Origin of the sequence: Streptomyces toxytricini, from assembly GCF_014649915.1 — a bacterium.
GTDB classification, from domain to species: Bacteria; Actinomycetota; Actinomycetes; order Streptomycetales; family Streptomycetaceae; genus Streptomyces; species Streptomyces toxytricini.
In genome coordinates this window covers 140,653-157,587 of record NZ_BMTY01000020.1, presented here as the reverse complement: position 1 = coordinate 157,587, position 16,935 = coordinate 140,653, and the positions used below count along the sequence as shown (strand labels likewise).

General features: G+C 72.8%; 14 protein-coding genes. 1 reads left to right on the top strand and 13 read right to left on the bottom strand.

Translation table 11 applies throughout. The features are described from left to right. Window positions 1–20: 20 nt before the first annotated feature. Complete coding sequence (fmt, locus tag IE170_RS24465; protein WP_189811603.1) at window positions 21–950, bottom strand: methionyl-tRNA formyltransferase; 930 nt, start codon at window positions 948–950, stop codon at window positions 21–23. Between the two features lie 379 nt (window positions 951–1,329). Between fmt and IE170_RS24460 the strand changes: the two genes are divergently transcribed. Further along, window positions 1,330–1,848: a hypothetical protein gene (locus tag IE170_RS24460; protein WP_189811602.1), complete on the top strand. Its 519-nt coding sequence runs from the start codon at window positions 1,330–1,332 to the stop codon at window positions 1,846–1,848. Window positions 1,849–1,976: 128 nt separating this feature from the next. Here the strand turns inward: IE170_RS24460 and IE170_RS24455 are convergent, their stop codons facing one another. From IE170_RS24455 to IE170_RS24400, 12 genes are all read right to left on the bottom strand, one after another. Next, a complete protein-coding gene (locus tag IE170_RS24455; RefSeq protein WP_189811601.1) occupies window positions 1,977–4,109 on the bottom strand; it encodes a primosomal protein N' in 2,133 nt (710 codons plus the stop codon). 123 nt (window positions 4,110–4,232) lie between these two features. Next, window positions 4,233–5,441 (bottom strand): methionine adenosyltransferase, encoded by a 1,209-nt coding sequence (gene metK, locus IE170_RS24450; RefSeq protein WP_189811600.1) that lies wholly within the window; start codon window positions 5,439–5,441, stop codon window positions 4,233–4,235. A 196-nt stretch (window positions 5,442–5,637) separates the two neighbouring features. After that, window positions 5,638–6,840, bottom strand: coding sequence for a bifunctional phosphopantothenoylcysteine decarboxylase/phosphopantothenate--cysteine ligase CoaBC (coaBC, locus tag IE170_RS24445; RefSeq protein WP_189811599.1), 1,203 nt, complete (start codon window positions 6,838–6,840; stop codon window positions 5,638–5,640). Between the two features lie 125 nt (window positions 6,841–6,965). Next, window positions 6,966–7,238, bottom strand: coding sequence for a DNA-directed RNA polymerase subunit omega (rpoZ, locus tag IE170_RS24440; protein WP_004948662.1), 273 nt, complete (start codon window positions 7,236–7,238; stop codon window positions 6,966–6,968). Window positions 7,239–7,300: 62 nt separating this feature from the next. After that, window positions 7,301–7,864, bottom strand: coding sequence for a guanylate kinase (gmk, locus tag IE170_RS24435; RefSeq protein WP_189811598.1), 564 nt, complete (start codon window positions 7,862–7,864; stop codon window positions 7,301–7,303). A gap of 61 nt (window positions 7,865–7,925) precedes the next feature. Continuing rightward, window positions 7,926–8,249, bottom strand: a complete 324-nt coding sequence (locus IE170_RS24430) for an integration host factor (RefSeq protein ID WP_008740406.1) — start codon at window positions 8,247–8,249, stop codon at window positions 7,926–7,928. Window positions 8,250–8,525: 276 nt separating this feature from the next. Beyond that, the gene (gene pyrF, locus IE170_RS24425) at window positions 8,526–9,413 is read right to left on the bottom strand and encodes an orotidine-5'-phosphate decarboxylase (protein ID WP_373299048.1); all 888 of its coding nucleotides are present in this window, start codon (window positions 9,411–9,413) and stop codon (window positions 8,526–8,528) included. Beyond that, on the bottom strand, window positions 9,410–10,519 hold the full coding sequence (locus tag IE170_RS24420; protein WP_189811597.1) for a quinone-dependent dihydroorotate dehydrogenase: 1,110 nt from the start codon (window positions 10,517–10,519) through the stop codon (window positions 9,410–9,412). The genes pyrF and IE170_RS24420 overlap by 4 nt, the downstream gene beginning before the upstream one ends. Before the next feature lie 87 nt (window positions 10,520–10,606). After that, the gene (gene carB, locus IE170_RS24415; RefSeq protein ID WP_189811596.1) at window positions 10,607–13,915 is read right to left on the bottom strand and encodes a carbamoyl-phosphate synthase large subunit; all 3,309 of its coding nucleotides are present in this window, start codon (window positions 13,913–13,915) and stop codon (window positions 10,607–10,609) included. Further along, the gene (gene carA / locus IE170_RS24410) at window positions 13,908–15,071 is read right to left on the bottom strand and encodes a glutamine-hydrolyzing carbamoyl-phosphate synthase small subunit (RefSeq protein ID WP_189811595.1); all 1,164 of its coding nucleotides are present in this window, start codon (window positions 15,069–15,071) and stop codon (window positions 13,908–13,910) included. The genes carB and carA overlap by 8 nt, the downstream gene beginning before the upstream one ends. Continuing rightward, complete coding sequence (locus IE170_RS24405; protein WP_189811594.1) at window positions 15,068–15,649, bottom strand: PH-like domain-containing protein; 582 nt, start codon at window positions 15,647–15,649, stop codon at window positions 15,068–15,070. Before IE170_RS24405 ends, carA begins: the two co-directional genes overlap by 4 nt. After that, entirely contained in the window at window positions 15,646–16,935 is a 1,290-nt protein-coding gene (locus IE170_RS24400; protein WP_189811593.1) for a dihydroorotase, read from the bottom strand. Before IE170_RS24400 ends, IE170_RS24405 begins: the two co-directional genes overlap by 4 nt.

Genomic DNA, 16,935 nt, shown 5'->3' with positions numbered 1-16,935 from the left:
GCGGGCCGCGCCCGCAGGGGCTAACCGAGCCGCTCGCCCGCCGCGATGCGGACGCCGCGGGCCCAGTCGGCGGCGCGCATCGGCTTCTTGCCCTGCGGCTGCACCCACAGGAGCTCGGCCGCGTGGGAGCCGGTGCCGACGTACACGTTGTTCTTGGCGGCGGCGAGTTCGCCGGGCGCGAGGTCGGTGCGGTCGGGCAGCAGCCCGAGGGAGACGACCTTGAGCCGTTCGCCGCGGAACAGCGTCCAGGCACCCGGGGCGGGGGTGCAGCCGCGGACGACGCGGTCGGCGCGCAGCGCGGGGGCCGACCAGTCGATGCGGGCGTCCTCGACGGTGATCTTGGGGGCGTGGGAGACGCCGTCGGCGGCCTGGGCGACGGCGCGCAGCGTGCCGTCCTCGATGCCGTCCATGGTGGCGGCGAGAAGCCCGGCGCCGGCGAAGGCGAGGCGGGTCAGCAGGTCGCCGCTGGTGTCGGTGGGGCGGATCTCCTCGGTGAGGACGCCGAAGACGGGCCCGGTGTCGAGGCCTTCCTCGATGCGGAAGGTGGAGGCGCCGGTGACCTGGTCCCCGGCCAGGATGGAGTGCTGGACGGGGGCGGCGCCTCGCCAGGCGGGCAGCAGGGAGAAGTGCAGGTTGACCCAGCCGTGGCGGGGGATGTCGAGGGCGCTCTTCGGGAGCAGGGCGCCGTAGGCGACGACGGGGCAGCAGTCGGGGGCGATCTCGCGGAGCCGGGCCTGGAAGTCGGGGTCGCGGGGGCGGACCGGCTTGAGGACCTCGATGCCGGCTTCCTCGGCGCGTTCGGCGACCGGGCTGGCGACGAGGCGGCGGCCGCGGCCGGCGGGTGCGTCGGGCCGGGTGACGACGGCGGCGACCTCGTGGCGCCCGGAGGCGATCAGGGCGTCCAGGGCGGGGACGGCGACCTCGGGGGTGCCGGCGAAGACGAGCTTCACTGGGGTCCTACCTCGATATCTCGGCTGTCAGCAGCGCACCAGTCTATGGGTCGGGTGCGCCGCAAGCCTGCGTAGGGCCCACGCCGAACCCGCGCCGAACCCGCGCTGGGCCCACGCCGAACCCGCGCTGGGCCCTCCCGCCGTGCCCCAGCCGGCCCTGCCCCGGGCATGCCGTGCGGCCGTCTCGCGGGCCCCATCAGCCCCACCAGGGGGCGGACCGCACATGCGCGCGCCTCTCGCATATGCCGACACGCCCCCGAGGCGTGACTTCCTCGACCGGTGGCGCGTTGGTCAAGAGAGATTGACCGAAACCGGGCCGCGTTCAGAACGGTGTCTGCGGCCCGATCCGCTCTTCAGCACCGGTTCGAGAGGCTTCTTCATGGCCGACCACGCCACCCACGACGCCCAAGCACGGGCCAGCCTGCATCTCCTGGTCCGGGACATCGAGCGGGTCCGCCGGCAGGTGGATGCTCTGCGTACGCTCACCGCCCAGCTCGGCAACGTGTACCGCCCGCGCCGCTCCGGTCCTTCGACGGGCTTCGTCGTCTACGGCCGGGCCCCGGCGCCGACCGTCCGCCTCGCCCAGGAACTGCGGGACAGCGTCGAAACGCTGGTGACAGCCGCCGTGGACTTCGACCGCTCCCTCGGCTTCTCGTGGGACGCGGTCGGCTCGGCCCTCGGCGTCACCAAGCAGGCCGTGCACCGGCGGTACGGGGCCCGGCGCGCCCAGGCCGCGGAGGCGGCGGAGCCGCTGGCCGAGGGGACGGCGACGCGGACCCTCAACCCGCTGCCGACGGTCCCGGCGGCGCGCTCCGTTCCGCCGCAGCCGGTGCGCGAGGAGTCGCAGGCCGCGGCGGGCGGCCGGCCGGCGGCGTTCCCCGGGCCGCGGAACGGCTGACCGCCCGTCCGGCCGCCGGGACGCCGACCCCCGTCGGCCGGCCGGGCCGCCAGGCCGCGGCCGTGCACACCCCCGGTGGGTCGACTTTCCCGTCGTCCCGCCGGGGGTTTTCTGCGCCCGGGGCCCGCTCAGCCGATGTCCGGCGGGTCGATCCGCACCCGGATCGCATCGCCGGCGGCGACTCCGCGGGCGAGGCGGGCGGCCTGCGCGGCCTTGAGTGCGGCAGCCAGGGCCGCCCCGCTGCCGGGCGGGACGCGGATCAGCACCCGCTCCCCCGGCGAGGGCGCGCCGCGCCGCCCGGGCAGCGGTACGGGCCCCAGCACCTCGGCGTCGGGCGGCAGTTCGGCGGCGTCGAGGAAGGCCTCCAGGGCTTCGGCGCGGCCGGCGACGGCCGCCATCCGGGAGACCGGCGGGAAGCCGAGCTGGGCCCGCTCGGCGAGCTCCCGCGCGGCGTGCCCGGCGGGGTCCCAGCGGACGAGGGCCTGGACGGGGCGCAGGGTCGGCTCGGCCACGACGACGACCTGCCCGTCGGCCCGTACGAGGGAGGCGGCGGCGATCCAGCGGCGCAGGGCGTCTTCCCCGGCGCGGAGGTCGGGGCGGGTCAGCATGGCCCAGCCGTCGAGGAGGAGCGCGGCGGCGTACCCGGCTCCGGCGGCGACGGGTTCGGCGCCGGGGGTGGAGACTACGAGGGCGGGCCGGTCGGGGACCTCGTCGAGGACGTGGTCGCGGCCGGAGGTGCGGACGGGGACGGCGGGGAAGGCCCGGCCGAGTTCCTCGGCGGTGCGGCGGGCGCCGACGACCTGGGCGCGCAGCCGGAAGGAGCCGCACTCCTCGCAGTGCCAGGCGGTTTCGGGGCGGCCGCACCAGCCGCACTGGAGGTCGCGGGTGTCGGGTGCCTCCAGCGGGCCGGCGCAGGCCCGGCAGCGGGCGGGGGTGCGGCAGCGTTCGCAGGCCAGGCGGGGGGCGTAGCCGCGGCGGGGCACCTGGACGAGGACGGGCCCGCTCTTCAGGCCGTCGCGGACGGTCTCCCAGGCGAGGCTGGGCAGGCGTGCGGCGCGGGCGGCCTCGTCGCGGGCGAGGAGTTCGTCGCCGACGGTGCGGATGCGGGGGGCGCAGGCGCGGACGGTCTCGCGGTCGGCTGCCAGGGGCCGCGCCCAGCCGGACGCGAGGAGCTGGGCGGCCTCCACGGTGCAGCCGGTGCCGCCGGCGAGGAATCCGCAGCCCTCGCTGACGGAGCGCAGTTCGAGGACTTCCCGGACGTGCGGGAAGGGGGCGCGGTCGTCGCTGTGGCTGGAGTCGCCGTCGTCCCAGACGGCGACGAGTCCGAGGTCTCGTACGGGGGCGAACATGGCGGCGCGTGTGCCGATGACGGCGCGGACGGAGCCGCGGTGGACGGCGAGCCACTGCCGGTAGCGCTTCTCCGGGCCGGATTCGGCGGTGAGGGTGGCGTGCCGGCCTTCGCCGAGGAGGGCGGTGAGGGCGGCGTCGACGCGGGAGGCGGTGCGCCCGTCGGGCAGGACGGCGAGGGCGCCGCGGCCGGAGGCGAGGGTGGCGGCGAGGGCGCGGGCGAGTTCGTCGGCCCAGCCGGGGCCGGGGAGGGCGGTCCAGACGGCGCGGGGGGAGCCGCCGGCGGCGAGGGAGCGCAGGAAGGCCGGTCCGGCGGCGTAGCGGCTCCAGCCGCCGGGGTCCGGGACGGCGGGCGGGGGCAGCGGCGCCGGGGAGGGCTTCGCCTCGGCGCGGGCGCTGCGCGGGGGCAGGGCTAGCTGGAGGACGTCGGCGAGGCTGCCGGCGTAGCGGTCGGCGACGGCGCGGGCCAGGGCGAGCATCTCGGGGGTGAGGACGACCTCGGGCGAGACGACGTGGGCGAGGGCGGCGAGGGCGCCGTGGTAGTCGGTGTCGGCGCGGCGCTCGACGATGAACCCGTCGATGAGGCGGCCGCCCTCGCGCCGGCCGCCGTGGACGTGGTGGGAGCCCGCGCCGAAGCGGACGCGGACGCGGACGCCCGGCCGGGCCGCCTCGGAGAGCTCCTCGGGGACGGCGTAGTCCCACAGCTGGTCGAGGTGGAGGACGCCCTTGTTGACGAGGACGCGGGCGACGGGGAGGTCCTCGGCGAGGGCGGCGCCCCGCCAGGTGCGCGGTTTCGCCTTGGGTGCCTTGGCCTTCGCCTCGGCGACCATCTCCCGGATGAGGGCGAGCTGCTCGGGCGGCCCGCCGGGACTGCCGCCCCCGGGCCGCTGACGGGACTCGTTCTCGCTGCTCACACCGCATTCTTACCAAAGCGCGCCGACAGTGGCGGATGCCCGCCGGGCCCCGCCGCCCGGGGCGGGGACGCGGGAGGGCCCCGGACCTCGGTCCGGGGCCCTCCCGTCGGGTGTGGAGCCGTCCTACAGGCCGGCGGCGGCGCGCAGGGCGTCGACGCGGTCGGTGCGCTCCCAGGTGAAGTCCGGCAGCTCGCGGCCGAAGTGGCCGTAGGCGGCGGTCTGGGCGTAGATCGGGCGCAGCAGGTCGAGGTCGCGGATGATCGCGGCCGGGCGGAGGTCGAACACCTCGGCGATCGCGTCCTCGATCTTCGCGGTCTCGATCTTGGCGGTGCCGAAGGTCTCGACGAACAGGCCGACCGGCTCGGCCTTGCCGATCGCGTACGCGACCTGGACCTCGCAGCGGGAGGCGAGGCCCGCCGCGACGACGTTCTTGGCGACCCAGCGCATCGCGTAGGCGGCGGAGCGGTCGACCTTCGACGGGTCCTTGCCGGAGAAGGCGCCGCCGCCGTGGCGGGCCATGCCGCCGTACGTGTCGATGATGATCTTGCGGCCGGTGAGGCCGGCGTCACCCATCGGGCCGCCGATCTCGAAGCGGCCGGTCGGGTTCACCAGGAGGCGGTAGCCGTCGGTGTCGAGCTTGATGCCGTCCTCGACGAGCTCCTTCAGGACGTGCTCGACGACGAACTCGCGGATGTCGGGCGCGAGCAGCGAGTCGAGGTCGATGTCGGAGGCGTGCTGCGAGGAGACGACGACCGTGTCGAGGCGGACGGCCTTGTCGCCGTCGTACTCGATGGTGACCTGGGTCTTGCCGTCGGGGCGCAGGTAGGGGATGGTCCCGTTCTTGCGGACCTCGGACAGGCGGCGGGAGAGCCGGTGCGCGAGGTGGATCGGCAGCGGCATGAGCTCGGGCGTCTCGTCGCACGCGTAGCCGAACATCAGGCCCTGGTCGCCGGCGCCCTGCTTGTCGAGCTCGTCCTCGTCGCCCTCGACGCGCTTCTCGTAGGCGGTGTCGACGCCCTGCGCGATGTCCGGCGACTGCGCGCCGATGGACACCGACACGCCGCAGGAGGCGCCGTCGAAGCCCTTCTTCGAGGAGTCGTAGCCGATCTCGAGGATCTTGTCGCGGACGAGCTGCGCGATCGGCGCGTACGCCTTCGTCGTCACCTCGCCGGCGATGTGGACGAGACCGGTCGTGATGAGCGTCTCCACGGCCACGCGCGAGGTCGGGTCCTCGGTGAGGAGCGCGTCGAGGATCGTGTCGCTGATCTGGTCAGCGATCTTGTCGGGGTGGCCCTCGGTGACGGACTCCGAGGTGAACAGGCGGCGGGACACATCGCTCCCTGGGGTTGCAGCGGCTGCTGGCTGATCGTTTGGCGGAACGATACCGGGGGCTGCGCCCGGACGCGTTCCGAATGCAGTTTATCCGTCGCCACCGGTCGCAGGACCACCCGTCTCGCCTTCTGGGAGCCGTGTGACCTGCGACACCCCCTTCCGGAGCACGGTCCGGGCAGGGGTCGGGCGGCGTGTTTCAGGCGAGTCGCGCGGCCACCTGGTCCCACACGACGTCCGCCAGGGCTTCCTTCGGACCGTAGGGGACCGCCTGTTCGGCTCCGTCGGAGGCGAGAATGACCGCCTCGTTCTCCTCCGATCCGAAGGTCTTGTCCTCGCCGACCTCGTTGACGACGAGGAGGTCGCAGCCCTTGCGGCGGAGCTTGGCGCGCCCGTTGGCGAGGACGTCGTCGGTCTCGGCGGCGAAGCCGACGACCACCTGTCCCTCGCGCGCACGGTCGGCGGAGACCTCGGCGAGGACGTCGGGGTTGCGCACCAGCGCGACCGGGGCCGGATCCCGCCCCTCCTGCTTCTTGATCTTGCCGGTGGCGTACTCGGCCGGCCGGAAGTCGGCCACGGCCGCGGCCATGACCACGGCGTCGGCGTCGGCCGCCGCCTTCAGGACCGCCTCGCGCAGCTGGACGGCGGTCCCGACGCGGACGACGTCCGCCCCGGCCGGGTCCGGCAGCGCCGTGTTCGCGGCGACGAGCGTCACCCGGGCGCCGCGCGCGACGGCGGTGCGGGCCAGGGCGTAGCCCTGCTTGCCGGAGGAGCGGTTGCCGAGGAAGCGGACGGGGTCGAGGGGCTCACGGGTTCCGCCGGCGCTGATCACGACGTGGCGCCCGGCCAGGTCGGCATCGCCGGTGCCGCGGGCGAGGACGGCCCGGCAGACCTCGAAGATCTCCTCCGGGTCGGGCAGCCGGCCCTTGCCGGTGTCCTTGCCGGTCAGGCGGCCGACGGCGGGCTCGATGACGACGGCGCCGCGGCGGCGCAGGGTGGCGACGTTCTCCCGGGTCGCCGGGTGCTCCCACATCTCGGTGTGCATGGCGGGGGCGAAGACGACGGGGCAGCGCGCGGTCAGGAGGGTGTTGGTGAGCAGGTCGTCGGCGAGGCCGTGGGCGGCCTTGGCCAGCATGTCGGCGGTGGCGGGGGCGACCACGACGAGGTCGGCGGCCTGGCCGATGCGCACATGGGGGACCTCGTGGACGGTCTCCCACACCTCGGTGCCCGCCGGGTGCCCGGAGAGGGCGGCCCAGGTTGCCTCGCCCACGAAGTTCAGGGCCGAGGCGGTGGGCACCACGCGCACGTCGTGCCCGGACTCGGTCAGCCGCCGCAGCAGCTCGCACGCCTTGTAGGCGGCGATGCCGCCGCTGACTCCGAGCACGACCTTCGGATTGCCCACCACACTCGCCCTTCCGGCTGCTGTCACCGGCCGCGGCGTCCCCCGCCGCGGCACTCGTGCCTATGACACACCACAGGCCCGGCAGTCGCGCTGCCGGGCCTGTGGTGCAAGGATTCCTCGGTGCCCTACTGGGCCGGGGCCTCGATGGCCTCGGAGGTCAGCAGGCCCGCGTTGATCTCGCGCAGCGCGATCGAAAGCGGCTTCTCGTGGACGTGGGTGTCCACCAGCGGGCCGACGTACTCGAGCAGGCCCTCACCGAGCTGCGAGTAGTACGCGTTGATCTGACGCGCGCGCTTGGCCGCGTAGATCACGAGGCTGTACTTCGAGTCCGTGGCCTCGAGCAGCTCGTCGATCGGCGGGTTGATGATGCCCTCGGGCGCAGTGATGGAAGAGGACACGCTCTACCTTCCGAAGATGGATGAAAGTTCAGACGCCCACCGGTGCGCACACCGGTCGACGATCACACAACGTCCATCAAGGCTAGCAGCTCACGCGCCACGTCCTCGACGGAGGTGTTGACCAGGGTGGTGTCGAACTCGGATTCGGCGGCCAGCTCGACGCGGGCCGCCGCCAGTCGGCGCTCGATGACCTCGGCGGACTCGGTGCCCCGGCCGGTGAGCCGGCGGACCAGCTCCTCCCAGCTCGGCGGCGCCAGGAAGACCAACTGGGCCTCGGGCATCGACTCGCGGACCAGGCGGGCGCCCTGGAGGTCGATCTCCAGGAGGACGGGTTCGCCGTTCTCCAGGCGCTCGACCACCGCGCCGCGCGGGGTGCCGTAGCGGTTGCCCGCGAACTCGGCCCACTCCAGCAGCTCGCCGTTGGCGATCAGCTTGTCGAACTCGTCGTCGCCGACGAAGAAGTAGTGGACTCCGTGTCGCTCACCGGGCCGCGGCTTGCGGGTGGTGGCCGACACCGAGAGCCATACCTCGGGGTGGACGTTGCGCATATGCGCGACGACCGTGCTCTTGCCGACCCCTGAGGGGCCGGAGAGCACGGTCAGCCGCGGACGAACCTCTGCTGCCATAGAGCGATTATCCAGGTTCCCGGGACTGCCTGGGAACGCCGGAGGCACTCCGGGCGGCACGTCAGCCGGCAGGGGTGCCGAACTCACGCTCCAGCGAGGCGATCTGGTTGGAGCCGAGACCTCGGACACGCCGGGACTCGGAGATGCCGAGGCGCTCCATGATCTGCTTGGCGCGGACCTTGCCCACGCCGGGCAGGGACTCCAGCAGGGCGGAGACCTTCATCTTGCCGATGACGTCGTTCTCCTGGCCCGTCTTGATGACCTCTTGGAGCGAGGCGCCGGAGTGCTTGAGTCGATTCTTCACCTCGGCCCGCTCCCGGCGAGCCGCGGCGGCCTTTTCGAGCGCGGCTGCGCGCTGTTCAGGGGTAAGGGGCGGAAGAGCCACGCCTACGTCACCTCGGATGTCGAACTGTCGGATACGGACCGGTGGGAGCCCGTGGGACGCCACACCAGGCGAATGCCCGAACAGCGGTGGAACTGGTTCGCTGCTCGTTCACTCTGGTCGGAGACTAGCGGCCAAGGCCGCTCCAGTCAGCGAGAACGGACGAAAAGTCCTGGTCAGCCTCCACTGAACCGTACATCACGGACAAACCGCCCCGGATTTGTCCGGCGAAAGACGTTCGATTCTCGTCAGATTTCGTCGGACCGTACGACGTACGGGTCAGCCGGAGACGGCCTTGCGGATCTCCTCGGCGAACTGCTCCGCCGCCCCGCGCAGCGCGGCGGCGTCCGGTCCGTGCCGCAGGACGCCGCGCGAGACGTTCGGCACGACGTTGTGCACGGCCGCGCCGAAGACGCGCGGCAGGTCGGCGGCGGTCGCGCCCTGCGCACCGATGCCGGGGGCGAGCAGCGGGCCGTTGATGTCCAGGTCGAAGGAGGAGAGGTCGCCGAGGGTGGCGCCCACGACCGCCCCGAAGGATCCCATGGGGGATGCCCCGGCGTTCTCCGCGGCCAGGTGGGCCAGCATGGTTGCGCCGATGCTCCGCCCGTCCTCCCGGACCGCCCTCTGGACCTCCGCGCCCTCGGGGTTGGAGGTGAGGGCGAGGACGAACAGGCCTGCGCCGGAGGTGCGGGCCAGCTCGACGGCGGGGGCGAGGGAGCCGTAGCCCAGGTACGGGGACACGGTCAGGGCGTCGGAGAACAGCGGGGCGTCCGGGTGGAGGAAGGTCTCGGCGTAGGCGGCCATGGTGGAGCCGATGTCGCCGCGCTTGGCGTCCATGACCACGAGGGCGCCGGCCGCGCGGGCGTCGGCGACGGCCCGCTCCAGGACCGCCACGCCGCGGGAGCCGAAGCGCTCGAAGAAGGCGGCCTGCGGCTTGAAGACGGCGACGGTCTCCGCGAGGGCCTCGACGACCGTGCGGGAGAACCGCTCCAGGCCGGCGACGTCGTCGTCCAGGCCCCAGGAGGCCAGCAGGGAGGCGTGCGGGTCGATGCCGACGCAGAGCGGGCCGCGCTCGTCCATGGCGGAGCGCAGACGGGTGCCGAACGGCAGGGGCCGCCCGGAGGGCGTCGGTGAGGGGTGGTGGTCGGGCGACGGGTGGGCAGTCACTGGGCGGCCTTTCGGGTCTCGGCGCCGACGGCCTCGGCGAGGGTGGCGTACGGGCTGGCGGCGAGGCGGGCGGCCAGGCCCTTGTGGATGGCGCGGGCGTAGAACGGCCCCTCGTAGATGAACGCGCTGTAGCCCTGGATGAGGGTGGCGCCGGCCAGGATGCGCTGCCAGGCGTCCTCGGCGTTCTCGATGCCCCCGACGCCGACGAGGACCAGGCGGTCGCCCACGCGGGCGTACAGGCGGCGCAGGACCTCCAGGGAGCGCTGCTTGACGGGGGCGCCGGAGAGGCCGCCGGTCTCCTTGACCAGGGCGGGGTCGGACTTCAGGCCGAGGCCGTCGCGGGCGATGGTGGTGTTGGTGGCGATGATGCCGTCGAGGCCGAGCTCCAGTGCGAGGTCGGCGACGGCGTCCACGTCCTCGTCGGCGAGGTCGGGCGCGATCTTCACCAGCAGCGGGACGCGGCGGTCGGGGACGCTGCGGTCGGCGGCCTCGCGGACGGCGGCGAGCAGGGGGCGCAGGGACTCGGTGGCCTGGAGGTTGCGCAGGCCGGGCGTGTTCGGGGAGGAGACGTTGACGACGAGGTAGTCGGCGTGCCGGGCGAGGCGCTCGGTCGAGGCGACGTAGTCCGCGACGGCCTCCTCCTCGGGCACGACCTTGGTCTTGCCGATGTTGACGCCGACGACGGTCTTGAAGACCGCCTTGCGGGCCGCCAGGCGGGCCGCCACGGCCTCGGAGCCGTCGTTGTTGAAGCCCATGCGGTTGATCAGCGCGCGGTCCGGGACGAGACGGAAGAGCCGCTTCCTGGGGTTGCCGGGCTGGGCCTGGGCCGTGACGGTGCCGATCTCGACGTGGTCGAAGCCGAGCATGGACATGCCGTCGATGGCGACGGCGTTCTTGTCGAAGCCGGCCGCGAGGCCGAAGGGGCCGTGCATGCGCAGGCCGAGGGCCTCGGTGCGCAGCTCCTTGTGGCGGGGGGCCAGGGCGGCCGCGGCGAAGGTCCGCACGACCGGGGTGCGGGCGGCGAGGCGGATCCAGCGGAAGGCCATGTGGTGGGCGGCCTCGGGGTCCATCCGCTTGAAGACCAGGTTGAAGAAGAGCTTGTACATGCTTCGGGAGTTCCCTTGTGCGCTCATGGAGAGGGGGACACCGCCGCGCAGTCGCGCTCGTGGTGTCCCCCTCGTCCGGACGGGCTGCTAGTCGCGGGCCGCGGTCAGGTGCTCGGCATGCTCCTGGAGGGAGCGGACGCCGACCTCGCCGTGTCCGAGCGCCTCGATGCCCTGCACGGCCGCGGCGAGCGCCTGGACCGTGGTCAGGCACGGGACGCCGCGGGCGACGGCGGCGGTGCGGATCTCGTAGCCGTCGAGGCGGCCGCCGGTGCCGTACGGGGTGTTGACGATCAGGTCGACCTGGCCGTCGTGGATGAGCTGGACGATGGTCTTCTCGCCGCCGGGGCCCTCGCCTTCGCTGAGCTTGCGCACGACGGTGGCGTTGATGCCGTTGCGGCGCAGGACCTCGGCGGTGCCGGAGGTGGCGAGCAGCTCGAAGCCGTGGGCGACGAGCTCGCGCGCCGGGAAGATCATCGAGCGCTTGTCGCGGTTGGCGACGGAGATGAACGCGCGGCCCTTGGTGGGCAGCGGGCCGTAGGCGCCGGCCTGCGACTTGGCGTACGCCGTGCCGAAGACCGAGTCGATGCCCATGACCTCGCCGGTGGAGCGCATCTCCGGGCCGAGGACCGTGTCGACGCCGCGGCCGTGGATGTCGCGGAAGCGCGACCACGGCATCACGGCCTCCTTGACCGAGATCGGCGCGTCGAGCGGCAGGGTGCCGCCGTCGCCGGTCTTCGGCAGCAGGCCCTCGGCGCGCAGCTCGGCGATGGTCGCGCCGAGCGAGATGCGGGCGGCGGCCTTCGCGAGCGGGACGGCGGTGGCCTTCGAGGTGAAGGGGACGGTGCGGGAGGCGCGCGGGTTGGCCTCCAGGACGTAGAGGATGTCCCCGGCCATGGCGAACTGGATGTTGATCAGGCCGCGGACGCCGACGCCCTTGGCGATGGCCTCGGTGGAGGCGCGCAGGCGCTTGATGTCGAAGCCGCCGAGGGTGATCGGGGGCAGGGCGCAGGCCGAGTCGCCGGAGTGGATGCCGGCTTCCTCGATGTGCTCCATGACGCCGCCGAGGTAGAGCTCCTCGCCGTCGTAGAGGGCGTCGACGTCGATCTCGATGGCGTCGTCGAGGAAGCGGTCGACCAGCACGGGGCGGGTCGGGGAGATCTCGGTGGACTCGGCGATGTACGCCTCCAGGCGCGCCTCGTCGTAGACGATCTCCATGCCGCGGCCGCCGAGCACGTAGGACGGGCGGACGAGGACGGGGTAGCCGATCTCGTCGGCGATGGCCTTGGCTCCGGCGAAGGTGGTGGCGGTGCCGTGCTTGGGGGCCGGCAGGCCGGCCTCGGCGAGCACCCGGCCGAAGGCGCCGCGGTCCTCGGCGGCGTGGATGGCCTCCGGGGAGGTGCCGACGACGGGCACGCCGTTGTCCTTCAGGGCCTGGGAGAGGCCGAGCGGGGTCTGGCCGCCGAGCTGGACGACGACGCCGGCGACGGGGCCGGCGAGGGACTCGGCGTGGACGATCTCCAGCACGTCTTCGAGCGTCAGCGGCTCGAAGTACAGGCGGTCGGAGGTGTCGTAGTCGGTGGAGACGGTCTCCGGGTTGCAGTTGACCATCACGGTCTCGTAGCCGGCGTCGCTGAGGGCGAAGGAGGCGTGGACGCAGGAGTAGTCGAACTCGATGCCCTGGCCGATGCGGTTCGGGCCGGAGCCCAGGATGATCACCGCGGGCTTCTCGCGGGGGGCGACCTCGGACTCCTCGTCGTAGGAGGAGTAGAAGTACGGGGTCTTCGCGGCGAACTCGGCGGCGCAGGTGTCGACCGTCTTGTAGACCGGGCGGACGCCCAGGGCGTGCCGGACCTCGCGGACGACGTCCTCGCGCAGGCCGCGGATCTCGGCGATCTGGGCGTCGGAGAAGCCGTGCCGCTTGGCCTCGGCGAGGAGCTCGGGCTCCAGCTTCTCGGCCGCGGCGAGCTCGTCGGCGATCTCCTTGATCAGGAAGAGCTGGTCGACGAACCACGGGTCGATCTTGGTGGCGTCGAACACCTCCTCCTGGGTGGCGCCGGCGCGGATGGCCTGCATGACGGTGTTGATGCGGCCGTCGGTGGGGCGGACGGCGAGGCGCAGCAGCTCGTCCTTGTTGCCGGGCTCGCCGGTGAAGGCGAACTGGCTGCCCTTCTTCTCCAGGGAGCGCAGGGCCTTCTGGAGGGCCTCGGTGAAATTGCGGCCGATGGCCATGGCCTCGCCGACGGACTTCATGGTGGTGGTGAGGGTGGCGTCGGCGGCCGGGAACTTCTCGAAGGCGAAGCGGGGGGCCTTGACGACGACGTAGTCGAGGGTCGGCTCGAAGGAGGCCGGCGTCTTCTCGGTGATGTCGTTGGGGATCTCGTCCAGGGTGTAGCCGACGGCCAGCTTGGCGGCGATCTTGGCGATCGGGAAGCCGGTGGCCTTGGAGGCGAGGGCCGAGGACCGGGAGACGCGCGGGTTCATCTCGATGACGATGATCCGGCCGTCGACGGGGTTGACCGCGAACTGGATGTTGCAGCCGCCGGTGTCGACGCCGACCTCGCGGATGATCGCGATGCCGATGTCGCGCAGGCGCTGGTACTCGCGGTCGGTGAGGGTCATCGCGGGGGCGACGGTGATGGAGTCGCCGGTGTGGACGCCCATCGGGTCGAAGTTCTCGATGGAGCAGACGACCACGACGTTGTCGGCCTTGTCGCGCATCAGCTCCAGCTCGTACTCCTTCCAGCCGAGGATGGACTCCTCCAGGAGCACCTCGGTGGTCGGGGAGAGCGTGAGGCCCTGGCCGGCAATGCGGCGCAGCTCCTCCTCGTCGTGGGCGAAGCCGGAGCCGGCGCCGCCCATGGTGAAGGAGGGGCGGACGACGACGGGGTAGCCGCCGAGGGTCTCGACGCCGGCGAGGACGTCGTCCATGGAGTGGCAGATGACCGAGCGGGCGGACTCGCCGTGGCCGATCTTGCGGCGGACCTCTTCGACGACCTCCTTGAAGAGGTCGCGGTCCTCGCCCTTGTTGATGGCCTCGACGTTGGCGCCGATGAGCTCGACGTTGTACTTCTCCAGCACCCCCTTCTCGTGCATGGAGATGGCGGTGTTGAGGGCCGTCTGGCCGCCGAGGGTGGGCAGGAGCGCGTCGGGGCGCTCCTTGGCGATGATCTTCTCGACGAACTCGGGGGTGATCGGCTCGACGTAGGTGGCGTCGGCGATCTCCGGGTCGGTCATGATCGTCGCCGGGTTGGAGTTGACGAGGATGACCCGCAGGCCCTCGGCCTTGAGGATGCGGCAGGCCTGGGTACCGGAGTAGTCGAACTCGGCGGCCTGGCCGATGACGATCGGGCCGGAGCCGATGACCAGGACGGACTGGATATCGGTGCGCTTAGGCACGCTCGGCCTCCATCAGGGCGGTTTCCATCAAAGACGTGAAGCGGTCGAAGAGGTACGCGGCGTCGTGCGGGCCGGCGGCCGCCTCGGGGTGGTACTGGACGCTGAAGGCCGGCTGGTCGAGCAGTCGGAGGCCTTCGACGACGTTGTCGTTCAGGCAGACGTGGGAGACCTCGGCGCGGCCGTAGGGGGTCTCGGAGACCTTGTCGAGGGGCGCGTCGACGGCGAAGCCGTGGTTGTGGGCGGTGACCTCGACCTTGCCGGTGGTGCGGTCCTGGACCGGCTGGTTGATGCCGCGGTGGCCGTACTTCAGCTTGTAGGTGCCGAAGCCGAGCGCGCGGCCGAGGATCTGGTTGCCGAAGCAGATGCCGAAGAGCGGCGTCTTGCGCTCCAGGACGCCCTGCATGACGGAGACGGCGTGGTCGGCGGTGGCCGGGTCGCCGGGGCCGTTGGAGAAGAAGACGCCGTCCGGGGAGACCGCGTAGACGTCCTCGACGGTGGCGGTGGCGGGCAGGACGTGCACCTCGATGCCGCGCTCGGCCATGCGGTGCGGGGTCATGCCCTTGATGCCGAGGTCGACGGCGGCGACGGTGAACCGCTTCTCGCCGACGGCGGGGACGACGTAGGGCTCCTTGGTGGCGACCTCGGCGGAGAGGTTCGCGCCCTTCATCTGCGGGGCTTCCTGGACGCGGGCGACCAGGGCCTCGTCGTGGACGCCCTCGGCGGCGGCGCCGGAGAAGATGCCGACGCGCATGGCGCCGCGCTCGCGCAGGTGGCGGGTGAGGGCGCGGGTGTCGACGCCGCTGATGCCGACGACGCCCTGCGCGGCGAGCTCCTCGTCGAGCGAGCGCTTGGCGCGCCAGTTGGAGGGGACGCGGGCGGGGTCGCGGACGACGTAGCCGGCGACCCAGATGCGGGCGGACTCGGGGTCCTCGTCGTTGACGCCGGTGTTGCCGACGTGCGGGGCGGTCATCACGACGACCTGCCGGTGGTACGACGGGTCGGTGAGGGTCTCCTGGTAGCCGGTCATGCCGGTGGAGAACACGGCCTCGCCGAAGGTCTCCCCCACTGCGCCGTAGGCGCGGCCGCGGAAGATGCGGCCGTCCTCCAGGACGAGTACGGCGGGAGCTTTGGCTGCTCCCCTGGTGGAGGTCGTCATCGTTCGGCGCCTTCCGTCGTGGTGGTGTGGTTCATGGAGGTGATGGCCTCGACCCAGGCGGCGTGCTCGGCCGCCCGGTCGGAGCGGAATCCGGAGTCGATCAGCGTGTCGCCGTGCTCCCAGGTCACGACGAGCAGACCGCCCTCGGTGAGTACCTTGCCCGCGATTCCCTTGTCGAGGCGGGCGCCGCGCAGCTGCGCGGCGGGTACGAAGAAGTCGCCTGCACCCGGACGGACCACTTCGAGGCCCGCGTCGGTGAGGGTGAGCTCCACCCGGCTGCGCACGCCCAGCCCGTGGGCGACGATCCGGTCGAGCCACTGTCCGGCGGTGGTCGACCCGTGGTAGCGGCCGGTGAGCGCCAGCCGGTGGTCGGGGAGTCCTTCGGGGGCGGCGGGCAGTTCCGGCAGATCGCTCTGCAGGGCGCCGCGCCATTTCCAGCCCTGCCGCATCAGCCAGTAGACGAAGGCGATGAAGACGAGCAGACCGATGACCCACGCGATGCGGGCGCCCCAGTCCGTCACCTCCGCCGACTTGCGTTCGGCGGCCTCGGCGGCCAGTTGGATCACTGCAGGTGTCACGCGAGCTTCCCGTCCACGACCGTTGTCCGGCCCCGCAGGAAGGTGTGGGTGACGCGGCCCGGCAGCTCGCGGCCCTCGTAGGGGGTGTTGCGGCTGCGGGAGGCGAAACCTGCGGGGTCCACGACACCACGGTACGAGGTGTCGACCAGGGTGAGGTTCGCGGGTTCACCTGCCGAGACGGGGCGTCCGTGGAGGTGGGACAGGCCGCCGATGCGGGCGGGCGCGAAGGACATGCGCTCGGCGACGCCGGCCCAGTCGAGGAGGCCGGTCTCGACCATCGTCTGCTGGACGACGGACAGGGCGGTCTCCAGGCCGACCATGCCCATGGCTGCGGCGGCCCACTCGCAGTCCTTGTCCTCGTGCGGGTGCGGGGCGTGGTCGGTGGCGACGATGTCGATCGTGCCGTCGGCGAGCGCCTCGCGCAGGGCCATGACGTCGCGCTCGGTGCGCAGCGGCGGGTTGACCTTGTACACGGGGTTGTAGGAGCGGACCAGCTCGTCGGTGAGGAGGAGGTGGTGCGGGGTGACCTCGGCGGTGACGTCGATGCCGCGGGACTTGGCCCAGCGGACGATCTCGACGCTGCCGGCGGTGGAGAGGTGGCAGATGTGGACGCGCGAGCCGACGTGCTCGGCGAGGAGGACGTCGCGGGCGATGATCGACTCCTCGGCGACGGCGGGCCAGCCGCCGAGGCCCAGCTCGGCGGAGACGATGCCCTCGTTCATCTGGGCGCCCTCGGTGAGGCGGGGCTCCTGGGCGTGCTGGGCGATGACGCCGCCGAAGGCCTTCACGTACTCCAGGGCGCGGCGCATGATCACGGCGTCGTCGACGCACTTGCCGTCGTCGGAGAAGACGGTGACGCGGGCGGCGGACTCGTGCATGGCGCCGAGCTCGGAGAGCTTCTTGCCCTCCAGGCCGATGGTGACGGCGCCGATGGGCTGCACGTCGCAGTAGCCGGACTCCTTGCCGAGGCGGTAGACCTGCTCGACGACGCCGGCGGTGTCGGCGACGGGGAAGGTGTTCGCCATGGCGAAGACGGCGGTGTAGCCGCCGGAGGCGGCGGCGCGGGTGCCGGTCAGGACGGTCTCGGAGTCCTCGCGGCCGGGCTCGCGCAGGTGGGTGTGGAGGTCGACGAGGCCGGGGAGGAGGACCTGGCCGGCGGCCTCGACGACGGTCGCGCCGTCGGCGGAGAGCCCGGTGCCGACCTCGGAGATGGTCTCCCCGTCGATGAGGACGTCCTGTGCCTCGCCGCCGAGGACCTTCGCACCGCGGATCAGGGTCTTGGACAT